Genomic DNA, 18,985 nt, shown 5'->3' on the forward strand with positions numbered 1-18,985 from the left:
CACCAAAGGAGGCGAAGCCTTTTGAGTACGGGATCCGGAACACCTTCCGCCCCCGCACCGACCGTCACTACAGCCCCAGCTCCCCGCGCGACCTCGATGTTCAGCTCTCTGAAGATCCGTAACTACCGGCTCTTCTTCATGGGCCAGGTCGTCTCCAACACAGGCACCTGGATGCAGCGCATCGCCCAGGACTGGCTGGTCCTCGCGCTCACCGGCTCCTCCGCGGCCGTCGGCATCACCACCGCCCTCCAGTTCCTGCCGATGCTGCTGTTCGGCCTCTACGGCGGCGTCCTCGTGGACCGCCTGCCCAAGCGGCCGACCCTGCTCGGCACCCAGTCCGCCATGGCCGTCACCGGTCTGGCGCTGGCCGCGCTGACCCTCTCCGGCCACGTCCAGGTCTGGCACGTCTACGTCGCCGCGTTCGCCGTCGGCCTCGCCACCGTGCTCGACAACCCGGCCCGCCAGTCCTTCGTCTCCGAGATGGTCGGCCCCGGCCAGCTCCAGAACGCGGTCAGCCTGAACTCCGCGAACTTCCAGTCCGCCCGGCTCGTCGGCCCCGCCGTCGCCGGACTGATGATCACCGGTGTGGGCACCGGCTGGGCGTTCCTCGCCAACGGCCTGTCCTTCGCCGCGCCCCTCGCCGGCCTGCTGCTGATGCGGGCCCGAGAGCTGCACGTGGTCGAGCGCGCGCCGCGCGGCAAGGGCCAGCTGCGGGAGGGCCTGAACTACGTCGCCAAGCGGCCGGAGCTGATCTGGCCGATCGTCCTGGTCGGCTTCATCGGCACGTTCGGCTTCAACTTCCCGGTGTGGCTGTCGGCCTACGCGGACGACGTCTTCCACGCCGGCGCCGGCGGGTACAGCCTCTTCAACACCCTGATGGCCGTCGGCTCCCTCGTCGGCGCCCTGCTGGCCGCCCGGCGCGGCACGGCCCGGCTGCGCGTCCTGATCGCCGCCGCGCTGGCCTTCGGCGTACTGGAGACGGTGGCCTCGGTCGCCCCCCAGTACTGGCTGTTCGCGCTGCTCATGGTCCCCATCGGGATCTGCGGCCTGACGGTGAACGTCACCGCGAACACGGCGGTCCAGATGGGCACCGACCCGGCCATGCGCGGCCGGGTGATGGCCCTGTTCATGATGGTCTTCATGGGTGGTACGCCGCTCGGCGCGCCGGTCGTCGGCTGGATCACCGACACCTACGGCGCCCGGGTCGGCTTCGCGGCCGGCGGTGTGGTGTCGGCCGTCGCGGCCGGTGCCGTCGGACTGGTCCTGGCCCGTATCGGCGGCCTGCGCCTGGCGGTGGGCTGGCACCACGGCCACCCACGGGTCCGCTTCGTCCCGCGCGAGACGGAACAACTGGCGACGGCGGCCTGAGCGGACCGGGGCGGGCCCGGGGGCGCTACAGGACCCTGCGGGCCAGCACCTGCCCCGGCCACGCGTCCTCGCCGAAGGTGAAGGGCTCGGTCCGGATGAAGCCGTGGCGCTCGTAGTAGGCGACCAGCTTGCCGTCGTCTCCCGCGTAGCAGTCCACCCGCAGCAGGGAGACCCCCTCCCCACGGGTCACCTGGGCCGCGTGCGCGAGGAGGGCGGCCCCGGCGCCCTGCCCCTTGAACCGGCGGTCGGAGGCGAGCAGATTGATGTACCGCTCGGGTTCGTCGGCGGGCTCCAGGTACGGGCTGGGAGCGTCGGTGAGGGTGAGGGTGGCCGCCGGGACGCCGTCCACCTCGGCCACGTACGGCCGGCCCTGGGTGGCGTACCGCTCGACCATGGCCACGGCCCGGGGATTGCCCGACCAGGGCTCCGTGCCCCACTGCCGGGTACGGCCCTGTGAGACGAGCCACTCCACGGAGCTGTCCAGCATGCCCAGGATCAGGGGGACGTCGTCGGGTCCGCCTTCGCGGATCGTGATCGGCATCCGATCATCATGCCCCCGGAACTCGGGGATCGTGAAGACATGAGACTCTTCGCCGCCGTACTGCCCCCGGAGAACGTCATCGACGAACTCGCCGCAGAAGCCGCCCGGTTGAGGACGCTTCCGGGCGCCGGCGGGCTGCGCTGGACCGCCCGCCCCGGCTGGCACCTCACCCTCGCCTTCTACGGCGAGGTCACCGACGACCTCGTACCCGCCCTCTCGGACCGCCTGTCCCGCGCAGCCCACCGTACGGCCCCGTTCGCCCTGCGCCTGGCGGGCGGCGGCCAGTTCGGGCAGGGCCGTGCGCTGTGGGCGGGCGTGCGGGGAGACGTGGAAGCCCTGCGGCTGCTGGCCGGCCGGGCCGAGGCCGCGGCGCGCAAGGCCGGGATGCCGACGGGGGAGCACCGGCGCTACAAGGCCCATCTCACGCTGGCCCGCAGCCGGGAGACGGTGGACGTACGGCCCTTCGTCACCGCGCTGGCGGAGTTCGCCGGCAGCACCTGGACGGTCGCGGACCTCGCCCTCGTGCGCAGCAGCCTGCCGAGGTCCGGGGTGCCCGGCGAGCAGCCCCGGTACGAGGCGGTCGCGCGCTGGGCACTCGGCGCGGGCGGCTAGGCTCGACGGCGTGGACCCGAAGACGCGGAACCGGATCATGGCCGGTGTGCTGGTGCTGATGTTCGTGATGGTGGCCTTGGCGGCGGCCGTCAAGTAGCGACCCCTGCGACCGCCGGGCGGCGGCACGGCGCTCGCCGTCCGACGGCGGCGACAGCGGCGGAGCCCGCCGGGCGAGCGGCACCGGGCGTGGACGGGCCGGCTGTCGGGTGGCGACCGGCCGTGGGGTGACGAGGCAGTGGCTGTCGGGCGGCGTCGGCACCGGGCGGCAGCGGGCGTGGGTGGGCCGGCCGTCGGGTGGCGACCGGGCGTGGGCGATGAGGCAGTGACTGTCGGGCGGCGGCGGTGGTAGCGGTCGTCGGAGGGCGGCCGGTGGACCGTACGCCCATCTGCCGCGGAGCCCCTGACAGGAGCGGCGGCTGCCGGCCGGGACACGGAACCCGTGGTGGACCTGCCGGCCGGCCGGGGCACGAGCCCCGGCCGTAACGGCGGCTGCCGGTCGCCTCAGCATCCGCAGCCGCCGTTCCCGCGCTCCTCGCGGAGCGCGGAGCGCCGGTGCCGGGCGCTGTCACCAGGCGAAGGCCTCCGGGGACGGGCCCGGGCCCGGGAAGATCTCGTCCAGGCCGGAGAGCACGTCCTCGCTCAGCTCCAGCTCCACCGCCCTGAGCGCCGACTCCAGCTGCGCGGCCGTGCGCGGGCCGACGATCGGGCCGGTGACGCCGGGGCGGGTCAGCAGCCAGGCCAGGGCGACCTCGCCGGGCTCCAGGCCGTGCTTGTCCAGCAGGTCCTCGTACGCCTGGATCCGCGCGCGGGCGGCCGGGTCGCCGAGGGTGTCCGAGGCCCGGCCGGAGCCGCGTCGACCGCCCTGGACGTCCTTCTTGAGGACCCCGCCCAGCAGGCCGCCGTGCAGCGGCGACCACGGGATGACACCGAGGCCGTAGTCCTGCGCGGCCGGGATGACCTCCATCTCGGCCCGGCGCTCGTACAGGTTGTACAGGCACTGCTCGCTGACCAGGCCGATGGTGCCGCCGCGGCGGGCGGCCGTCTCGTTGGCCTGGGCGATCTTGTAGCCGGGGAAGTTGGAGGAGCCGGCGTAAAGGATCTTGCCCTGCTGTACGAGGACGTCGATCGCCTGCCAGATCTCCTCGAACGGGGTGTTCCGGTCGATGTGGTGGAACTGGTACAGATCGATGTGGTCCGTCTGGAGCCGCTTCAGGCTGGCGTCCACCGCGCGCCGGATGTTCAGCGCGGAGAGCTTGTCCTGGTTGGGCCACACGGACGCGCCGTCCTGCCCCATGTTGCCGTACACCTTGGTGGCGATGACGACCTTGTCGCGCCGGTCACCGCCCTTGGCGAACCAGTTCCCGATGATGGACTCGGTCCGGCCCTTGTTCTCGCCCCACCCGTAGACGTTCGCGGTGTCGAAGAAGTTGATGCCCGCGTCCAGCGCCGCGTCCATGATCGCGTGGCTGTCGGCTTCGTCCGTCTGCGGGCCGAAGTTCATCGTCCCGAGGACGAGTCGGCTGACCTTGAGTCCCGTGCGTCCGAGCTGTGTGTACTTCATGGTTCACCAGCCAACGACCTGGAGTGCGCTCCAGGCAAGGCCCCGGGCCGCGGGCGCGACGCCGCCGCCCGGGACGGCGGTCGCCGTGGCACTCCTCCCCGGCCGCCCACGGCCGCCCACGGCCGCCCACGGTCGGGCGCGGTCGGGCGGCCCGACGATGCGCACGGTCCGGGGAACGCGGGAGGCCGGTCAGTGCGTTCCGGCCGTGTACGGCTGTCCGACCCCCCACGCCTCCCACATCGCCCCCGCGAACGCCTCCGCGATCCGGTGTTCCCCGCTCGCGTTGGGATGGGTGCCGTCGTACGTGTCGGTGTGGATGTCGTACGCCTCCGGCGGCGAGGCCGACAGCAGGGGCGAGCGGGGTTCGTCCAGGTCGGCCACGGCCTTGGCGAGCAGGACGTTGAACCGGTCCACCTGCTCGGCGAAGGGCGGGTCGGCCGCGGCCCGGATGTTCGGGATCACCGGCAGCAGCACCATGCGGATGCGCGGGTCCGCCTCGCGGGCCGCGGTGACGAAGGCCCGTACGTTGTCCGCCGTCTGCTCGGCGTTGGTGTAGAAACCGAGGTCGATCAGGCCGAGGGAGACGAGGAGCACGTCGGGGCGGTGGTCCCGCACGGCGTCGCCGATCAGCGGGACCATGTGCAGCCAGCCCTCGCCCCAGCCCGCCAGGTGGGCGCGAGGGAAGGCGGGCTCGGCGTAGTCCAGGGACGTCGGGGAGTCGTCGTCCTTGTCGTACAGCTTCTCGCGCGGGCCGACGAAGGTGAACGGGCCGCCGTGCGACGCGGACAGGTGCCGCCACAGCCGGTAACGCCACGTGTGGTCGCCCGCGCTCCCGATCGTCATGGAGTCGCCCACGGGCATGAACCTAAGCATCCGGTCATGATGGACGATCGCGGGAGCCCGCGGGATCCAGGGTGCGTGTGAGGCGGACCACGTCCCCTGAACCCCCGGCGGTGATGGCAGGCTTGGGGCATGCGTCGATCGTTCGCCGTCCTCGCCGGGGTGCTGCTCGCCGGCGCCTGCGCGCTGCCCGCCTCCGCCGCCGACGGAACCGGTGACGGGGGGTTCACCCTCAAGGATCCGCGGATCACCGAGTCCAGCGGGCTCGCCGCCTCCCGTCTGCACCCCGGTGTCTACTGGACGCACAACGACAGCGACGACGGGCCGTACCTCTACGCCGTCGACAGCGCCACCGGCAGGACCGTCGCCCGGATCACCCTGCGCGGCATCGGTTCCCCGCGCGACGTCGAGGCCGTCTCCGTCGGGCCGCACAACGAGATCTACGTCGGTGACATCGGTGACAACTTCGGCGGCCGATGGCCGTACGTGTGGATCTACAAGTTCCCCGAGCCGAAGCGGCTGACGGACCGGACGGTCACGGCCACGCAGTACGTCGTGAAGTACGCGAACGGGCCCCGTGACGCCGAGTCGCTGCTCGTCCACCCGAGGACCGGGCGCGTCTACATCATCGACAAGAAGGAGAACGGCGGGCATCTGTACGAGGGCCCGGCCACGCTCTCCACCTCCGGCGCCAACGTCTTCCGGCCCGTCGCCCCCGTCGACCTGTGGGCCACCGACGCCGCGTTCTCCCCGGACGGCCGGCAGCTCGCCGTCCGCGGGTACTTCGGCGGCGTGTACTACGGCTTCGACGGTGGCCGGATCAAGCGGGAGGGCCGCCTCGACGTGCCGTTGCAGGGGCAGGGCGAGTCGGTCTCGTACTCCGCCGACGGCACCAGGCTGATGTACGGCAGCGAGGGTGCCGACAGCGCCGTGCAGGCGGAGGACGCCCCGGCCCGTCCGGAGGCGAAGTCGCCGTCGGCGAACGGCGGTTCCGGCGCCTCCGGGGACAAGGCGGGCGGTGGCGGAAGTCTGAAGGTGGGCGCGGTGATCGTCGCGGTGGGAGTGGCCGCGCTGTTCGGACTGCGGCGGCTGCGGCGGGGCTGACGCGGCTGTACCGGTCACGCGGGACGGCTGTACCGGTACGCGTCGGTAGCCTTGACGTGCTCATGGTGGCTGAGTTTCCTGGGTGTGCGCGGCGTTTGGGAGCGCTCCCATGACGTCCGGAGCCGCGCCTCCCGAGAGGAAGCAGACACATGTTCCGCAGCTTACGAAGGGCGCTGTGTGCTGCCGCCGCCGCGCTCCTCCTGCCCCTGGCCGGGGCGTACTCGGCGCAGGCGGCCGACCCGCCCACGGCCGCCGCCGCACCCGGCGCCGGGTACTGGCACACCAGCGGCCGGCAGATCCTCGACGCGGCCGGTCAGCCGGTACGCGTCGCCGGGATCAACTGGTTCGGCTTCGAGACCAGCAACCAGGTGGTCCACGGCCTGTGGTCGCGCGACTACAAGAGCATGATCGACCAAGTCCGGTCCCTGGGCTACAACACGCTCCGGCTGCCCTACAGCGACGACATCCTGAAGCCGGGCGCCGCCCCCAGCGGCATCGACTTCTCCGCCGGCAAGAACGCCGACCTGCAAGGACTTTCCTCCCTCCAGGTGCTGGACAAGCTCGTCGCCTACGCCGGCCGGGACGGGCTGAAGGTCATCCTGGACCGGCACCGGCCCGACTCCGGCGGTCAGTCGGCCCTCTGGTACACCGCCTCCGTGCCCGAGTCGACATGGATCACCAACCTCAAGGCACTCGCCGGCCGCTACCGGGGTCAGGACACGGTCATCGGCATCGACCTGCACAACGAGCCGCACGACCCGGCCTGCTGGGGCTGCGGCGACCAGGCCACCGACTGGCGCCTCGCGGCCCAGCGCGGCGGGAACGCCGTCCTCTCCGTCAACCCGGACCTGCTCGTCTTCGTCGAGGGCGTCCAGACGTACAACGGCGTGTCCGGCTGGTGGGGCGGGAACCTGATGGGCGCCGGCCAGTACCCGGTGCGGCTCAGCGTGCCCGACCGGCTCGTCTACTCCGCCCACGACTACGCCACGAGCGTCGCCCAGCAGAGCTGGTTCAGCGATCCGTCGTTCCCGGACAACATGCCGGGGATCTGGGACAAGTACTGGGGGTACCTCTTCAAGCAGAACATCGCCCCCGTGTGGGTCGGCGAGTTCGGTACGACACTCCAGTCGGCCGTCGACCAGAAGTGGCTGGCCGCACTGGCGAAGTACCTCAGGCCGACCTCGACGTACGGCGCCGACTCCTTCCAGTGGACGTTCTGGTCACTGAACCCCAACTCCGGCGACACGGGCGGCATCCTCAAGGACGACTGGACGACGGTCGACACGGTCAAGGACGGCTACCTGGCGAGCGTGAAGGCACCGCTCTTCCCGAGCGGCGGGGGTGACGGCGGGGGCGGCACCGGCGGCGGTGGCGGAGGCAGCACGGCCGCGTGCAGCGCCGCCTACACCGTCAGCAGCGACTGGGGCGGCGGCTTCAACGCCGACGTGAAGGTCACCAACACCGGCACGGTCGCCCTGAAGTCGTGGACGGTGACGTGGAGCTGGAGCGGCTCCCAGAAGATCACGTCCATGTGGAACGCGAGCTACACCCAGACCGCGTCCACGGTGACGGCGGCGAACGCCGCCCACAACGGCTCGGTCCCCGCGGGCGACTCGACCAGCTTCGGCCTCGGCGGGACACCGGGGGGCGGCACGGCTCCCTCACCGACCTGCACAGCGACCTAGGACAAGGGCGCCCGGCGCGGCACCGGGCGCCCCTGGTCGAGGACTGGCACGCCGAACTCCGGCTGGACGGCGCAGAAACAGTCGCTCTCTACCGCCGCGTCTGGGGCACCCTCGCCGAGTCGGTCGTCTTCGGCGTCGAAGCACAGCAGGTGATCGCCCGCGTCCGCCGGAGCATCAAGGTCTGAGGTCCTGGTCGTCAGAGGCGGCCGAGGGCGTTGCGAACGGTCCGGAACACGGGCTGACGCACGAGGGGCGCCCGGCGAGCACCGGGCGCCCCTCGCTGTCGTGCGGGTGACGGCTACAGCTTCTCGATCACGTAGTCGACGCACCTCGTCAGCGCCTCGACGTCCGCGGGGTCGATCGCCGGGAACATCGCGACGCGCAGCTGGTTGCGGCCCAGCTTGCGGTACGGCTCGGTGTCCACGACGCCGTTGGCGCGCAGCACCTTGGCGACGGCGGCGGCGTCGATCTCGTCGGAGAAGTCGATCGTGCCGATGACCTGCGAGCGCTCGGCCGGATCCGGGACGAACGGGCTCGCGTACTTGGACTCCTCCGCCCAGCTGTACAGGCGGGTCGAGGAGTCCTTCGTGCGGGCCGTGGACCAGGCGAGGCCGCCCTGGCCGTTGAGCCATTCCAGCTGCTCGTTCAGCAGGAACAGCGTCGCGAGGGCGGGGGTGTTGTACGTCTGGTTCTTGCGGGAGTTGTCGATCGCCGTCGGAAGGCTGAAGAACTCCGGGACGTGGCGGCCGGAGGCGTGGACGCGCTCGGCGCGCTCGATCGCGGCCGGGGAGAAGACGCCGATCCACAGGCCGCCGTCGGAGGCGAAGGACTTCTGCGGGGCGAAGTAGTAGACGTCCGTCTCGGCGATGTCGACCGGCAGGCCGCCCGCGCCGGAGGTGGCGTCGACCAGGACGAGGGCGCCCTCGTCGGCGCCGGCCACGCGCCGGATCGGCATGGCGACACCGGTGGAGGTCTCGTTGTGGGTGAGGGCGTAGACGTCCACGCCGGCCTCGGCCCGCGCCTGAGGGTGGGTGCCGGGGTCGGCGGCCACGACGGTGGGCTCGGCCAGCCAGGGGGCGAGCTTGGCCGCCTTGGCGAACTTGGAGGAGAACTCGCCGAAGGTCAGGTGCTGCGACTTGTTCTCGATCAGGCCGTGCGTGGCGATGTCCCAGAAGGCGGTGGAGCCGCCGTTGCCGAGGACGACCTCGTAGCCCTCGGGGAGGGAGAACAGCTCGGAGATGCCCTCGCGGACCTTGCCGACCAGGTTCTTCACGGGCGCCTGCCGGTGCGAGGTGCCCAGCAGGGACGTACCGGTGGCGGCGAGGGCGTCCAGCGCCTCGGTGCGCACCTTGGAGGGGCCCGCGCCGAAGCGTCCGTCGGCGGGCTTGATGTCAGCGGGAATCTGGATGTCGGCCACGGAACGAGGTTAGCCCGTGGCGCGGGCCGGGGGAGGGGCGTGTCCGTCGGATGAGACGAGATCCACGGGACGCGGGCTTGTGGGGTTGTACGACGATACAGGCGGGGTTGTGGAAAAGAGGCGGTGACTGTGCGTGATCGGATGCATCCTGGACGCATGACAGATCTTGCGGGTGAGCTGCGCGGGGCCGTCCGGGGCGAGGTCGGCTTCGACACGGGCTCCCGGGCCCTGGTGACCATGGACGCGTCCAACTACCGGCGCGTCCCCCTGGGCGTGGTGGCCCCCCGGGACGCCGACGACGTGTCCGCCGCGCTGGAGGTGTGCCGGGCGCACGGCGTGCCCGTGGTGGCCCGGGGCGGGGGCACGTCGATCGCCGGGCAGGCGACCGGCACGGGCGTGGTGCTCGACTTCACCCGGCACATGAACGGGTTGCTGGAACTGGACCCGGTCGGCCGAACGGCCGTCGTGCAGCCGGGCCTCGTGCTCGACCGGCTCCAGGAGGCCGCCGCCCCGCACGGACTGCGGTTCGGCCCCGACCCGTCCACACACAGCCGGTGCACGCTCGGCGGGATGATCGCCAACAACTCCTGCGGCTCCCACTCGGTCGCCTGGGGCACGACCGCGGACAACGTACGGGAGCTGTCCGTCCTCACCGCGCGCGGTGAGCGGCTGCGCCTCGGCCGGGACTGGGCCGGCGCCCCCGACGGATTGCGGGAACTGGTGGAGGGCGAACTGGCCCGGCTGCGCACAGGCTTCCCGGACCTGCCCCGCCGCATCTCCGGCTACGCGCTGGACGCGCTGCTGCCCGAGCGGGGCGCGGACGTCGCCCGTTCCTTCTGCGGCTCCGAGGGCACTCTCGGCATCCTCACCGAGGCGGTGGTCGGCCTGGTCGAGGTGCCGCGCGCGCGTGCCCTGGCGGTCCTGTCCTACGCCGACGAGAGCGCCGCCGCCGAAGCCGCCGCGGGCCTGCTGCCGTACGGGCCGCTGACCGTGGAGGGCATGGGCGCCGACCTCGTCCCGGCCGGGGCCGGCCTGCCCCCGGGCGGCGCCTGGCTGTTCGTGGAGACCGGTGGCCGGACGGCGGCGCAGGCACACACGCGTGCCCGGGAGATCGTCCGAGCCGCCGACGTCGTGGACGCCCTGGTCGTCACCGACCCGGCGGCCCAGCGCACACTGTGGCGCATCCGTGAGGACGCCGCCGGCACGGCCACCCGGATGCCGGACGGCACGGAGGCCTGGCCCGGCTGGGAGGACTGCGCGGTGCCGCCCGCCCGGCTCGGTGCCTACCTGCGCGACTTCCGCGCCCTGCTGACCGCCCACGGGTTGCGCGGCACGCCGTACGGCCACTTCGGCGACGGCTGCATCCACGTCCGCATCGACTTCGACCTGCTCACCGAGACCGGTGTCGGACGCTTCCGCCGCTTCTCCGAGGAACTCGCCGACCTGGTGACCGAGCACGGCGGCTCGCTGTCCGGGGAGCACGGGGACGGACAGGCCCGCGCGGAACTGCTGCCGCGGATGTACGGCGCGGAGACGGTCCGGCTCTTCGAACGCGCCAAGTCCCTCTGGGACCCGGACGACCTGCTCAACCCCGGCATGCTGGTCCGCCCCGCCCCGCTCGACACCAACCTCCGCTTCTCCGTCCTGCCCCGCCGCCCGGTCGACGTGACCTTCGGCTACCCCGCCGACGGCGGGGACTTCCGCGCGGCCGTCCGCCGCTGCGTCGGCGTCGCCAAGTGCCGTACGGCATCGGTGACCGGCCCCGCCGTCATGTGCCCCTCCTTCCGGGCCACCGGCGAGGAGCAGCACTCCACCCGCGGCCGGGCCCGCCTGCTGCACGAGATGCTCGCGGGGGAACTGGTCACCGACGGCTGGCGGTCCACGGAGGTCCGGGACGCCCTCGACCTCTGCCTGTCCTGCAAGGGCTGCCGCTCGGACTGCCCGGTCGGCGTCGACATGGCCACCTACAAGGCGGAGTTCCTGCACCACCACTACGCCGGCCGCCGCCGCCCCGCCGCCCACCACAGCATGGGCCGGCTCCCCGAGTGGCTGCGCTGGACCACCCGCACCCGCACGGCCCCCCTGATCAACAACCTCGCCTCGATACGGCCACTGGCCGCCCTCGGCAAACGGCTGGGCGGGATCGCGGCGGAACGGGACATCCCCCGGCTGGCGGCACGGACGTTCACCGCGTGGTGGCGTCACAGGAAACCCGCCCGGGGAACCGGGGACCTGGTCGTCCTCTGGCCGGACACCTTCACCGAACACCTGACCCCCTCCGTCGGCCGGGCCGCCGTCCGCGTCCTGGAGGACGCCGGGCTGCGGGTGGCCCTTCCGCCGACGCTGCCACCGCGCCGGGGAGTGATCGGCGACGGCCGGACCAGGGCGGCGACCGCACTGCTCACGGCCCGCCGCGCCCGGGTCTGCTGCGGCCTCACCTATGTCTCCACCGGCCAGCTCGACCGCGCCCGCGCGGTCCTGCGCCGCACCCTGGACCTGATGGAACCGGTGCTGCGGGCCGGACTGCCGGTCGTCGTCCTGGAACCGAGCTGCGCGGCGGCCCTGCGCGGTGACCTGCCGGAACTCCTGCACGACGACCCGCGTGCCGCCCGGCTGGCCGCCGCGGTCCTCACCTTCGCCGAAGCGCTGGAGCGGCACGCCCCGCAGTGGACACCGCCCGCCGTCGACCGCCCGGTGGCCGGCCAGACCCACTGCCACCAGCACGCGGTGCTCGGAGACACGGCCGACCGCCGGCTGCGCACCGCCGCGGGCCTCACCGGCGACCTCAGCGGGGGCTGCTGCGGCCTCGCCGGCGACTTCGGCTTCCAGAAAGGCCACTTCGAGGTCTCCCGGGCGTGCGCGGAGGAACAGCTCCTGCCCGCCGTACGGGACGCGCCCGAGGACGCGGTGATCCTCACGGACGGCTTCTCCTGCCGGACCCAGCTGGACCAGCTCGCCGGAGTGCGGGGCCGGCACCTGGCGGAGGTGCTGGCGGAAGCGCTGGAGAGCGGAGAGGGGGCCACGAAGCCGGCACCGTGACCGGACCGCGGCCGGTGGGCACATCGCGGTCCGGGCCGGGGGAGGCACGGCCGGGCTCGTCGGCGGTCCGGGGGAGGCGGGAGGCCTGCCGGCCGGGTGGGGCGCTACTGGCCCTCGGCCGGCAGGGGCGGGAGTTTGCCCCGCGCCACCTGGGTGCGTACCGCGCCGATGCTCGCCGCGATGACCAGGGCGATCGCGGCGGCCTCCGTGGCGGACAGGGCCTGGTCGAGGATGAGGAAGCCGGCCGTGGCCGCGATGGCCGGTTCCAGGCTCATCAGGATGGCGAAGGTGGAGGCGGGCAGCCGGCGCAGGGCCAGGAGTTCCAGGGTGTACGGCAGGACCGAGGAGAGCAGCGCCACCGCCGAGCCGAGGGCGATCGTGGTGGGGTCCAGCAGGCGGGTGCCCGCCTCCGCGATGCCGAGGGGGAGGAAGAGCAGGGCCGCGACCGCCATGGCCAGCGCCAGGCCGTCCGCCTGCGGGAAGCGGCGCCCGGTACGGGCGCTGAAGACGATGTAGGCCGCCCACATGGCGCCCGCGCCCAGGGCGAAGGCGACACCTGTGGGGTCCAGGTCGCCGAAGCCTCCGCCGCCGAGCAGGAAGACGCCCGCGAGGGCCAGGCCCGCCCAGAGCGCGTTGACGGCGCGGCGGGAGGCCAGGACGGACAGGGCCAGCGGGCCGAGGACCTCCAGGGTGACCGCGGGGCCCAGCGGGATGCGGGCGACCGCCGAGTAGAACAGCCCGTTCATCGCGCCCATCGCGACGCCGAAGACGATCACCGTCCCCCAGTCGCCGCGGGAGTGCCCGCGCAGCCGGGGCCGGCAGACCAGCAGGAGGACGACGGCCGCCGCGAGCAGGCGCAGGGTCACCACGCCCAGCGCGCCCGCCCTGGGCATCAGGGTCACCGCCAGGGCACCGCCGAACTGCACCGAGACGCCGCCGGCCAGGACCAGCCCGACGGGGCCGAGTGTGCCGAGGCGGCCCGGTCCCGGCGCGGGGGTGACCGGGGTCGGCGTGGCGGTGCTGGATGTGGCGGTCACGGGCGGTCCTGTGGCTCGGCTGGGCACTCGGGGTACGTTCGCGGGGTCCATCTGGGTGTACTTTCGCGTCCAGGGTAATGGACTTAGACAGGTGCGTGAACCCCTTTAGGGGCTGTCCCGGATGCTGGGATCGGATCGCTGGGACCCGTTGGCTGGGTTCAGCCGCTGGGATCAGCTGCCCGACGGCCGGGACCGACTCCCGTACGCGTACCCATGCTCGTACCCATATTCGTGCATATGCGCCGTTTCCTGCGCCGGCTTCCACGGCGGCGCCGTGAATCCGCTGTGGAAGCCGGGGAAGGACCTCAGCGGCGGGCCATGTAGACGTTCAGCGCCTTGTGCAGGAGGCGGTTCAGCGGGAAGTCCCACTCGCCCACGTACTCCACGGCCTCGCCGCCCGCGCCCACCTTGAAGCGCAGCAGGCCGAGCAGGTGGTCGGACTCCTCCAGGGTGTCGGTGATGCCGCGGAAGTCGTAGACGTGGGCACCGAGTTCATGGGCGTCGCACATCATGCGCCACTGCATGGCGTTGTTGGGCTGGACCTCGCGCTTACGGCTGGTGGAGGCGCCGTAGGAGTACCAGACATGCCTGCCGACGACCAGCATCGTGGCCGCGGCGAGCACGTCCCCGTCGTGGTGGGCGAGGTACAGCCGCATCCGGTCGGGCTGTTCGGCGGTGAGCGCGCTGAACATGCGCTGGAAGTACGACAGCGGGCGCGGCAGGAAGCGGTCGCGCCCGGCGGTCTCGGTGTACAGCTCGTAGAAGGCCGGCAGCTCCTCCGGTCCGCCGCGGACGACCTTCACGCCCGCCTTCTCGGCCTTCTTGACGTTGCGCCGCCACTGCTGGTTGAGCCCGCCCCGGATGTCCTCCAGCGACCGTCCGGCGAACGGTACCTGGCACACGTACCGGGGCTGCCCGGCGGCGAAGCCGCCCTCGCCGCCCGGCTCGGTCTGCCGCCAGCCCATGCGGCGCAGCCGGTCGGCGAGATCGATGCCGCCAGGCTCCTCCGACGTCGCCGGCACATCGCGCAGCCGGTGCGCGTCCGGGTCGGTGATCGCGGCCTTCACCGCCTCGGGGCTCCACCGCCGGGTCACCACGGGCGGCCCCATCCTCACCGAGAAGGCACCCCGGCTCCTGAGGTGGGCCAGCATCGGCTCCAGCCAGGCCTCCAGGTCGGGCGCGTGCCAGTCGATGACCGGGCCCTCGGGCAGATAGGCCAGGTACCGCTTGGTCCGGGGCAGCGGGCGCAGCAGCACCAGGCCGACCCCGGCCGGCCGTCCGTCCTCGTCGAACCACCCCAGGCTCTCGGCCCGCCAGTCGGGCTTCACGTCCCCCCAGGACGGCACCTGCATATGGCTGACCGAAGGGCACTCCGCCACGAAGGAGAGGTGTTCGGCGCGGGACACGGGGCGGACGGTGAGGGGCATGCGCGGGCTCCTTCGGGTCGGCTCGTGCGGCCACTGTAAGAGCGCGCTGCCGCCGGTCCCGGTTCCGCTCGCCCACCTGGAGCACCGCCCGCGTCCGGGTGGCCGCCCGCTCGATTCATGCAAGCACGCTTGATTGTTTCCGCCCTCGCTGCCATGCTCCCCCCATGTCCGATCCGACGCCCGTCTTCGACGACCTGCGTGAGGAAAGCGAGCAACTCGACCTGCTGGTCGCCGAGTTGCCCGAGGAGCGGTGGATGCTCGGCACGCCCGCCCCACGCTGGACCATCGCCCACCAGATCGCCCACCTGCACTGGACGGACCGGGCCGCGCTGCTCGCCGTGACGGACGAGGACGGGTTCGGGAAGGTGCTCCGTACGGCCCTGACGTCACCCGACGCCTTCGTGGACGAGGCCGCCGAGGAGGGCGCCCGGCTCCGGCCCGCCGAACTGCTGGCCCGGTGGCGGGAGGGCCGGGCCGCGCTCGACACGGCACTGCGGGCCGCCCCCGGTGGCAGCCGATTCCCCTGGTTCGGGCCACCCATGTCGGCCGCCTCTATGGCCACCGGTCGTCTTATGGAGACCTGGGCCCATGGGCAGGACGTGGCGGACGCCCTGGGTGTGGTCCGCGCACCCACCGACCGGCTCCGGCATGTGGTCCGCATCGGGGTGCGAGCCCGGGACTTCGCCTTCGGGGTGCGGGGGCTGCCCGTGCCGGCGGAGGAGTTCCGCATCGAGGTGACCGCACCGTCCGGGCAGGTGTGGGCCTACGGCCCGCCGGACGCCGCCCAGCGGGTCACCGGCCCCGCCCTCGACCTCTGCCTCCTCGTCACCCAGCGCGCCCACCGCGCCGACCTCGCCCTGCGCGCCGAGGGCCCGGACGCCGACCGCTGGCTCGGCATCGCCCAGGCCTTCGCGGGCCCTCCGGGCACGGGCCGCCCGCCGAAGCACCCCGATCACTCCCCCACCCCACCCGGCCGTCCGCCCGGTCGAGCCGGCTCCCGCCCGGACGAGGGGGCCGCGCCGTGACCGTGCCGGGCGGGGCCGAGCCGGTGGCCCCGGCCGTGTCAGACACGTGCGACCCGGTGGCCCCCCTGCGCATCGGTAACTTCTCCGGCTTCTACGGCGACCGCTCCGACGCCCTGCGCGAGATGCTCACCGGTGGCGACGTGGACGTCCTCACCGGTGACTACCTCGCCGAACTCACCATGCTCATCCTCGGCCGCGACCGGCTGAAGGACCCCGCCGCCGGGTACGCCCGCACCTTCCCGCGCCAGCTGGAGGACTGCCTCGGCCTCGCCCACGAGCGCGGAGTGCGGATCGTCACCAACGCGGGCGGTCTCCACCCGGCCGGACTCGCCGCGGAGATACGGAAGCTGGCGGACCGGCTCGGCGTCCCGGTGCGGGTGGCCCATGTCGAGGGCGACGACCGGAGCGCGGCCCACCCCGGGACGCTCGCCGCCCACGCCTACCTCGGCGGTTTGGGGATCGCCGCGTGCCTGCGGGCCGGCGCCGACATCGTGGTCACCGGCCGGGTGACCGACGCGGCGCTCGTGACCGGCCCCGCCGCCGCCCACTTCGGCTGGGGGCCCGAGGAGTACGACCGACTCGCCGGTGCCGTCGTCGCCGGACACGTGCTGGAGTGCGGCACCCAGGCGACCGGCGGGAACTACGCCTTCTTCACGGAGGGCGACGTGCGCCGGCCCGGCTTCCCGCTCGCCGAGATCCACGCCGACGGCAGCAGTGTCGTCACCAAGCACCCCGGCACCGGCGGCTTCGTGGACGTGGGCACGGTCACCGCCCAGCTGCTCTACGAGACCGGCGGCGCCCGCTACGCCGGCCCCGACGTCACCGCCCGGCTGGACACCGTACGGCTCGGTCAGGAAGGGCCGGACCGGGTGCGGATCGAGGGCGTGCGCGGGGAGGCGCCCCCGCCCACCCTCAAGGTCGGGCTCAACCGGCTCGGCGGCTTCCGCAACGAGGTCGTCCTCGTCCTGACCGGCCTCGACATCGAGGCCAAGGCGGCCCTGGTGCGCGAGCAGCTCGCCGGCGCGCTCGCCGCTTCGCCGCCGGAGGAGGTCCGGTGGGACCTGGTGCGCACCGACCGGGCCGACGCCGACACCGAGGAGACGGCCAGCGCGCTGCTGCGGCTCGTCGTACGGGACCCGGACCAGCAGGTGGTCGGGCGGGCGCTGACCGGGGCCGCCGTGGAGCTGGCACTCGCCAGCTACCCCGGCTTCCACATGCTGTCCCCACCCGGGAAGGGCGCACCCTATGGGGTCTTCGAGGAGGTGTACGTGCCACATGGGGCCGTGGACCATGTGGCCGTCCTCCATGACGGGCGCCGGGTCCCCGTGCCGCCGCCCCAGGAGACGCGCCCCCTGGACGCCGTACCGCCCCCGCCCCTCCCGGAGCCCCTCCCGCCCGGCCCGGTCCGCCGCGCGCCCCTCGGCCTGGTCGCCGGAGCCCGCAGCGGGGACAAGGGCGGGAACGCCAACGTGGGCGTGTGGGCGCGGACGGACGAGGCCTGGCGGTGGCTCGCGCACACACTGACCACCGAACGCCTGCGCCGACTGCTCCCCGAGGTCCGGGACCTGCCCGTCACCCGGCACGTGCTGCCGCACCTGCGTGCCGTGAACTTCGTCGTCGAGGGCGTCCTCGGCGCCGGCGTCGCCGCCCAGCACCGCTTCGACCCGCAGGCCAAGGCACTCGGCGAATGGCTGCGCTCCCGCCACCTGGACATCCCGGAGACCCTGCTGTGACGGTTCTGCGAACGGCCCTCGACCCCACGGGACCCGACTACCGGGCCCACCGCGAGGCGATGCTCGCCAAGCTCGCGGACCTCGACACCGAACACGCCAAGGCGCTCGCCGGCGGCGGCGAGAAGTACGTCCGGCGGCACCGGGAGCGCGGCAAGCTGCTCGCCCGCGAGCGCATCGAACTGCTGCTGGACCCCGACACCCCGTTCCTGGAGCTGTCCCCGCTGGCCGCCTGGGGCAGCACCTACCCCGTCGGCGCCTCCCTGGTCACCGGCATCGGCGTGGTGGAGGGCGTGGAGTGCCTGATCACCGCCAACGACCCGACCGTACGCGGCGGCGCCAGCAACCCGTGGAGCCTGAAGAAGGCCCTGCGGGCGAACGACATCGCGCTCGCCAACCGGCTGCCCTGCATCAGCCTGGTCGAGTCCGGCGGCGCCGACCTGCCCTCCCAGAAGGAGATCTTCATCCCCGGCGGGGCCGTCTTCCGGGACCTCACCCGGCTGTCCGCCGCCGGCATCCCGACGATCGCCGTCGTCTTCGGCAACTCCACCGCCGGCGGCGCCTACGTCCCCGGCATGTCCGACCACGTGATCATGGTCAGGGAACGGGCGAAGGTGTTCCTCGGCGGGCCGCCGCTGGTGAGGATGGCCACCGGTGAGGAGAGCGACGACGAGTCCCTGGGCGGCGCCGACATGCACGCGCGCGTGTCCGGCCTCGCCGACCACTTCGCCCTGGACGAGCACGACGCGCTGCGTCAGGCCAGACGGGTCGTGGCCCGCCTCAACCACCGCAAGGCCCACCCGGACCCCGGCCCGGCCGAGCCGCCCCGGTACGACCCGGAGGAGCTGCTGGGCATCGTCCCCGGCGACCTTAAGGTCCCCTTCGACCCGCGCGAGGTCATCGCCCGGATCGTCGACGCGTCCGACTTCGACGAGTTCAAACCGCTGTACGGCACCAGCCTGGTCACCGGCTGGGCGGCCCTGCACGGCTACCCCGTCGGCATCCTGGCCAACGCCCAGGGGGTGCTGTTCAGCGCCGAGTCCCAGAAGGCCGCCCAGTTCGTCCAGCTCGCCAACCAGCGCGACATCCCGCTGCTCTTCCTGCACAACACCACCGGCTACATGGTCGGCAGGGAGTACGAGCAGGGCGGGATCATCAAGCACGGCGCGATGATGATCAACGCGGTCGCCAACAGCAGGGTCCCGCACCTGTCGGTCCTCATGGGGGCGTCGTACGGCGCCGGGCACTACGGCATGTGCGGCCGGGCCTACGACCCCCGGTTCCTGTTCGCCTGGCCCAGCGCCAAGTCCGCCGTCATGGGCCCGCAGCAGCTCGCCGGCGTGCTCTCGATCGTCGCCCGGCAGTCGGCGGCGGCGAAGGGGCAGCCGTACGACGAGGACGCGGATGCCGCGCTGCGCGCCATGGTGGAGCGGCAGATCGAGGCCGAGTCGCTGCCCGTCTTCCTGTCCGGGCGGCTGTACGACGACGGTGTCATCGACCCGCGCGACACCCGCACCGTCCTCGGTCTGTGCCTCTCCGCCCTGCACACCGCCCCCTACGAGGGCGCGCGCGGCGCCTTCGGCGTCTTCCGGATGTGAG

General features: G+C 73.1%; 14 protein-coding genes. 8 read left to right on the plus strand and 6 right to left on the minus strand.

Going from position 1 to position 18,985, the window contains the following annotated elements; translation table 11 throughout:
- Positions 1 to 21: 21 nt before the first annotated feature.
- Complete coding sequence (locus tag ACF1BE_RS12090) at positions 22 to 1,368, plus strand: MFS transporter (RefSeq protein ID WP_392198896.1); 1,347 nt, start codon at positions 22 to 24, stop codon at positions 1,366 to 1,368.
- Between the two features lie 25 nt (positions 1,369 to 1,393).
- Here the strand turns inward: ACF1BE_RS12090 and ACF1BE_RS12095 are convergent, their stop codons facing one another.
- The gene (locus ACF1BE_RS12095) at positions 1,394 to 1,909 is read right to left on the minus strand and encodes a GNAT family N-acetyltransferase (protein ID WP_392198897.1); all 516 of its coding nucleotides are present in this window, start codon (positions 1,907 to 1,909) and stop codon (positions 1,394 to 1,396) included.
- 39 nt (positions 1,910 to 1,948) lie between these two features.
- On the opposite strand from ACF1BE_RS12095, the gene thpR reads away from it, so the two are divergent.
- Positions 1,949 to 2,521 (plus strand): RNA 2',3'-cyclic phosphodiesterase, encoded by a 573-nt coding sequence (thpR, locus tag ACF1BE_RS12100; RefSeq protein WP_392198898.1) that lies wholly within the window; start codon positions 1,949 to 1,951, stop codon positions 2,519 to 2,521.
- Between the two features lie 565 nt (positions 2,522 to 3,086).
- On the opposite strand, the gene ACF1BE_RS12105 is transcribed toward thpR, so the two are convergent.
- Together ACF1BE_RS12105 and ACF1BE_RS12110 are read right to left on the minus strand one after the other, a co-directional pair.
- Positions 3,087 to 4,082, minus strand: a complete 996-nt coding sequence (locus tag ACF1BE_RS12105) for an aldo/keto reductase (RefSeq protein WP_392198899.1) — start codon at positions 4,080 to 4,082, stop codon at positions 3,087 to 3,089.
- A gap of 189 nt (positions 4,083 to 4,271) precedes the next feature.
- Positions 4,272 to 4,955, minus strand: coding sequence for a GDSL-type esterase/lipase family protein (locus tag ACF1BE_RS12110; RefSeq protein WP_392198900.1), 684 nt, complete (start codon positions 4,953 to 4,955; stop codon positions 4,272 to 4,274).
- A 99-nt stretch (positions 4,956 to 5,054) separates the two neighbouring features.
- Here ACF1BE_RS12110 and ACF1BE_RS12115 point away from each other — a divergent pair, with 99 nt between their 5' ends.
- Positions 5,055 to 6,026 carry a WD40 repeat domain-containing protein gene (locus tag ACF1BE_RS12115; protein WP_392198901.1) on the plus strand — a complete coding sequence of 324 codons (972 nt, stop codon included), beginning with the start codon at positions 5,055 to 5,057 and terminating at the stop codon, positions 6,024 to 6,026.
- Positions 6,027 to 6,175: 149 nt separating this feature from the next.
- Entirely contained in the window at positions 6,176 to 7,711 is a 1,536-nt protein-coding gene (locus ACF1BE_RS12120; protein WP_392198902.1) for a cellulase family glycosylhydrolase, read from the plus strand.
- Positions 7,712 to 8,009: 298 nt separating this feature from the next.
- On the opposite strand, the gene serC is transcribed toward ACF1BE_RS12120, so the two are convergent.
- Positions 8,010 to 9,128, minus strand: a complete 1,119-nt coding sequence (serC, locus tag ACF1BE_RS12125; RefSeq protein ID WP_392198903.1) for a phosphoserine transaminase — start codon at positions 9,126 to 9,128, stop codon at positions 8,010 to 8,012.
- 156 nt (positions 9,129 to 9,284) lie between these two features.
- Between serC and ACF1BE_RS12130 the strand changes: the two genes are divergently transcribed.
- The gene (locus ACF1BE_RS12130) at positions 9,285 to 12,167 is read left to right on the plus strand and encodes an FAD-binding and (Fe-S)-binding domain-containing protein (RefSeq protein WP_392198904.1); all 2,883 of its coding nucleotides are present in this window, start codon (positions 9,285 to 9,287) and stop codon (positions 12,165 to 12,167) included.
- Between the two features lie 104 nt (positions 12,168 to 12,271).
- Here the strand turns inward: ACF1BE_RS12130 and ACF1BE_RS12135 are convergent, their stop codons facing one another.
- Positions 12,272 to 13,255 carry a DMT family transporter gene (locus ACF1BE_RS12135; protein ID WP_392198905.1) on the minus strand — a complete coding sequence of 328 codons (984 nt, stop codon included), beginning with the start codon at positions 13,253 to 13,255 and terminating at the stop codon, positions 12,272 to 12,274.
- A 254-nt stretch (positions 13,256 to 13,509) separates the two neighbouring features.
- The gene (locus ACF1BE_RS12140) at positions 13,510 to 14,631 is read right to left on the minus strand and encodes a lipid II:glycine glycyltransferase FemX (RefSeq protein ID WP_392198906.1); all 1,122 of its coding nucleotides are present in this window, start codon (positions 14,629 to 14,631) and stop codon (positions 13,510 to 13,512) included.
- Positions 14,632 to 14,795: 164 nt separating this feature from the next.
- Here ACF1BE_RS12140 and ACF1BE_RS12145 point away from each other — a divergent pair, with 164 nt between their 5' ends.
- The 3 genes from ACF1BE_RS12145 to ACF1BE_RS12155 are packed head-to-tail and all read left to right on the plus strand — an operon-like array spanning position 14,796 to position 18,984.
- The gene (locus ACF1BE_RS12145) at positions 14,796 to 15,656 is read left to right on the plus strand and encodes a TIGR03084 family metal-binding protein (RefSeq protein ID WP_392198907.1); all 861 of its coding nucleotides are present in this window, start codon (positions 14,796 to 14,798) and stop codon (positions 15,654 to 15,656) included.
- A 56-nt stretch (positions 15,657 to 15,712) separates the two neighbouring features.
- On the plus strand, positions 15,713 to 17,389 hold the full coding sequence (locus ACF1BE_RS12150) for an acyclic terpene utilization AtuA family protein (RefSeq protein ID WP_392199130.1): 1,677 nt from the start codon (positions 15,713 to 15,715) through the stop codon (positions 17,387 to 17,389).
- Positions 17,386 to 18,984, plus strand: coding sequence for an acyl-CoA carboxylase subunit beta (locus ACF1BE_RS12155; RefSeq protein ID WP_392198908.1), 1,599 nt, complete (start codon positions 17,386 to 17,388; stop codon positions 18,982 to 18,984). The genes ACF1BE_RS12150 and ACF1BE_RS12155 overlap by 4 nt, the downstream gene beginning before the upstream one ends.
- Position 18,985: the final 1 nt, after the last annotated feature.

The sequence above is a fragment of the Streptomyces sp. NPDC014991 genome, assembly GCF_043080665.1.
Taxonomy (GTDB): domain Bacteria; phylum Actinomycetota; class Actinomycetes; order Streptomycetales; family Streptomycetaceae; genus Streptomyces.

Coding starts and splice junctions, on each gene's coding strand:
- ACF1BE_RS12095 (WP_392198897.1), bottom strand. CDS start 1,909: ATGCCGATCACGATCCGCGAAGGCGGACCCGACGACGTCCCCCTGATC.
- thpR (WP_392198898.1), top strand. CDS start 1,949: ATGAGACTCTTCGCCGCCGTACTGCCCCCGGAGAACGTCATCGACGAA.
- ACF1BE_RS12105 (WP_392198899.1), bottom strand. CDS start 4,082: ATGAAGTACACACAGCTCGGACGCACGGGACTCAAGGTCAGCCGACTC.
- ACF1BE_RS12110 (WP_392198900.1), bottom strand. CDS start 4,955: ATGCTTAGGTTCATGCCCGTGGGCGACTCCATGACGATCGGGAGCGCG.
- ACF1BE_RS12115 (WP_392198901.1), top strand. CDS start 5,055: ATGCGTCGATCGTTCGCCGTCCTCGCCGGGGTGCTGCTCGCCGGCGCC.
- ACF1BE_RS12120 (WP_392198902.1), top strand. CDS start 6,176: ATGTTCCGCAGCTTACGAAGGGCGCTGTGTGCTGCCGCCGCCGCGCTC.
- ACF1BE_RS12130 (WP_392198904.1), top strand. CDS start 9,285: ATGACAGATCTTGCGGGTGAGCTGCGCGGGGCCGTCCGGGGCGAGGTC.
- ACF1BE_RS12135 (WP_392198905.1), bottom strand. CDS start 13,255: ATGGACCCCGCGAACGTACCCCGAGTGCCCAGCCGAGCCACAGGACCG.
- ACF1BE_RS12140 (WP_392198906.1), bottom strand. CDS start 14,631: ATGCCCCTCACCGTCCGCCCCGTGTCCCGCGCCGAACACCTCTCCTTC.
- ACF1BE_RS12145 (WP_392198907.1), top strand. CDS start 14,796: ATGTCCGATCCGACGCCCGTCTTCGACGACCTGCGTGAGGAAAGCGAG.